Here is a 3122-nt window from a genome sequence, read left to right on the forward strand (position 1 = left end):
CCCCCGCCGCTCCCCGCCCGCGGGAACCGCCAGCAACACCTGATCCCGCTTCGCCTTCGGGCATGTGACAGCGCCGGTGCCAGTCCTGGGCACCGCCGCCTTCCTTTGCTCCAGCCGCCTTTGCGTCCCAGGACGCCGCTCCCTCGATTGCGCGCCACCAAGACCCCATATAGAGCGATCGCTGGCGCCACCGACCGAACACCCGAGCAATGTCCCTGCCCTCCGCTATTTTCCGCAACGACGAGAGCGGCCGCCAGTTGGTCTTCGACCAACCGGCCGAGATCATCGTGGCGCGCGACGCGGACGATTTCCTGCCGGCGCTCGAAGCCGCGCAGGCGGCAGCCGACGCCGGCAAATGGCTGGCAGGATACCTCTCCTACGAGGCTGGCTACCTGCTCGAGCCAAAACTGGTGCCATTGCTTCCTGAGGGTCGGCGCGCGCCGCTGGTGTGCTTCGGCGTCTTCGATGCTCCCGTCGAGCAGGCGGTGCCACGCCGCGCCGGTCCGGCGACCAACGGCCCGATCTTCGACGCCCGGGCGGCCTGGTCGGCGCAGGACTATGCGAAGCGCTTTGCGCGGTTGCACGACCACATCCGCAGGGGTGACTGCTACCAGGGCAATCTGACCTTCCCCGTGCGCGCGCAGTGGTCCGGCGATCCGCTCGCCGCCTTCGACTCGCTCACCGAACGCCAGCCGGTGAAATACGGCGCGCTGATTTCGCTCGGCGATCCGGTGGTGCTCTCGCGATCGCCCGAGCTCTTCTTCGAAATCGACGCCGAAGGGATGATCGAGACGCATCCGATGAAGGGCACGGCGCCGCGCGGCGCGACCAGGGCCGAGGACGCGCGGCTGAAATCGTTCCTGCGCAAGGACGAGAAGAACCAGGCCGAGAACCGCATGATCGTCGACCTGCTGCGCAACGACATCTCGCTGATCAGCGAGGTTGGCACACTGGAGGTGCCGGAACTGTTCCGCATAGAGACCTATCCGACCGTGCACCAGATGGTGAGCCGCGTGCGGGCCCGGCTGTTACCGGACGTCGGCATCCGCCGCATCCTCGCGGCGCTGTTCCCCTGCGGCTCGATCACCGGCGCGCCGAAAATCCGCGCCATGGAGATACTGCACGATCTCGAGGGCACACCGCGCGACGTCTATTGCGGCGCCATCGGCTGGATCGCACCCGGCGGCACAATGCGCTTTTCCGTGGCGATCCGCACCATTTCGCTCTTTTCCAGCGGCGAGGCCGTCTACAATGTCGGCGGCGGCGTCGTCTTCGATTCCACCGCCGAGGAGGAGTATCAGGAGTGTCTCTTGAAAGCCCGCTTCGCGACAGGGACCGTGCCGATTTCGAGCTGATCGAGACCATGCGTTGGGAGCCGGGCCCCGGCTTCCTGCGCTTCGATCGTCACCTTGCGCGGCTCTATGCTTCGGCGGCCGAGCTGGGCTTTGCCTGTGAACCGCAACGGGTCGGCGAAGTGCTGACGGACACGGTTGGCCGGCAAACGATCGCCTTGCGCACCCGTCTGGTCCTGGCGCGCAATGGCGAGGTGACGGCTGCCGCGCAGCGCTATGAGCCGCTCGCCGCCGACAAGGTCTGGCGCCTGCAACTGGCGCGGGTCCGGCTCGATTCCGGCGACACTTTGCTTCGCCACAAGACCAGCCGCCGCGACACCTACCAGCGGGCGCGCGCCGAATATCTCGCCAGCCGCGCGGACGAGGTGCTGCTCGCCAACGAACGCGGCGAACTCTGCGAGGGTACGATCACCAATCTCTTCGCCGATTTCGGCGACGGCGTGCTGGCAACGCCCCGGCTCGACTGCGGTCTCTTGCCTGGCGTATTGCGCGGCGAGCTTCTGGATGAAGGCCGCGCCCGCGAAGCGATCTACACCCTAGACGATCTGAAGTCGGCGAAGGCGATCTTCGTCGGCAATTCGCTGCGCGGCCTTATCCCCGCACGGTTGGCCTGACGCAGGTCTGGAGAGAATGATGTTCGTCGTGTCGCTGAACTACAAGGTGCCGCTTACCGAGATCGATCGGCTGCAAGCTGCACATGTCGAGTGGCTGAAAGCATGCTATGCGGAGGGTATCTTCGTCATCTCCGGTCCAAAGCGGCCAAGAACCGGCGGCATCATCATAGCGCGCGGCCCGCGCGACGTGTTGGACGCCAAGCTGGCCGCCGATCCCTTCGCCCAAGCCGGCGCCGCCGACTATGACATCACTGAATTCACGGCGAGAATGACCGCCGCTCAACTCGACGCGTTCAAGGAAGCATGAACGGGCCCGCCCATACGCCCTATGACGGTTCGTCGAAACCCTTCACCATCGGGCTGAAGCCGCTCGGCCTCGACGAGTGGATCGATGTCGACGAATGTCTCTTGCCTCATCTCGCCGAGAAGCGCCGGCTCTACGCGGAGATTCCCGAAAAGGTCTTCGTCGAGGAGGATGGCACACGCGAGGCCCAGCGAGAGGTGCTCGATCTCCTCGCAGCCTATCTCGCGGCGAAACACCCCGGGACCCATCGCGATGGCGGCTCCGGCGCCGCCGTGATCGGCGACGAGAACGGTGGCGGACCGACTGCGGCCCTGCGCGCGGCGCCGCTCGTTCAGGCATCCCTGCTCGTCCAGGAGGATCTGATCCTGATGCGCCGGGATGAAAGCGGCTGGCGCCTGGCCGCCGGCTCGCTCTGCTTTCCTTCGTCCTGGTCGCTCCTGGAAAAATTCGGCAAGCCGCTGCAGCAGATCCATGCGCCGGTGCCGGGGTTCGGGCCCGGCACGCGTCCGGCAGAATTGATCAACCGCATGTTCGACGGTCTTCAGGGTCAGGCGGTGGAGCGCTACAACTGGTCGATCCAGGCCGGCGACGCCCTCTACCATCCGCTCTCCAACCTCCAGCGCATCGACCGCGCCACCAACCGCCCCACACGCTTCGCCGACGGCGATATCGACGCCCATGCCTTCATCCGCGTCGAGCGCCTCCAGCTGTGCGGCGAAGGATGCCGCGAGCGTCGCCCTGTCGGGATGGCGTGCCAGCACCTTGAGCGGGTCGAGATGGATGCGGATGGTGAACAGGATGTCGCGCGAGACGGGCAGTTTGCGCAACGTCTGGCGCGACATCCTGTTCACC

Annotated in this window: 4 protein-coding genes; all 4 read left to right on the forward strand. The window is 66.2% G+C overall.

The genetic code is table 11. The features are described from left to right. Positions 1-209: 209 nt before the first annotated feature. Positions 210-1355, forward strand: a complete 1146-nt coding sequence (locus EOA33_RS29745; protein ID WP_126058433.1) for an aminodeoxychorismate synthase component I — start codon at positions 210-212, stop codon at positions 1353-1355. After that, complete coding sequence (locus EOA33_RS29750; protein WP_126058432.1) at positions 1304-1966, forward strand: aminotransferase class IV family protein; 663 nt, start codon at positions 1304-1306, stop codon at positions 1964-1966. Before EOA33_RS29745 ends, EOA33_RS29750 begins: the two co-directional genes overlap by 52 nt. Before the next feature lie 19 nt (positions 1967-1985). Next, the gene (locus EOA33_RS29755; RefSeq protein ID WP_126059365.1) at positions 1986-2273 is read left to right on the forward strand and encodes a YciI family protein; all 288 of its coding nucleotides are present in this window, start codon (positions 1986-1988) and stop codon (positions 2271-2273) included. Continuing rightward, on the forward strand, positions 2270-3122 hold an 853-nt coding region (locus EOA33_RS29760), incomplete at its 3' end, for a DUF3445 domain-containing protein (protein ID WP_145989343.1). The genes EOA33_RS29755 and EOA33_RS29760, both read left to right, overlap by 4 nt.

It is taken from the genome of Mesorhizobium sp. M4A.F.Ca.ET.050.02.1.1 (assembly GCF_003997725.1).
Classification (GTDB): Bacteria; Pseudomonadota; Alphaproteobacteria; order Rhizobiales; family Rhizobiaceae; genus Mesorhizobium.

Excerpts from the sequence above, each read along its gene's own strand:
- EOA33_RS29745 (WP_126058433.1), top strand. The coding sequence starts at position 210 with ATGTCCCTGCCCTCCGCTATTTTCCGCAACGACGAGAGCGGCCGCCAG.
- EOA33_RS29755 (WP_126059365.1), top strand. The coding sequence starts at position 1,986 with ATGTTCGTCGTGTCGCTGAACTACAAGGTGCCGCTTACCGAGATCGAT.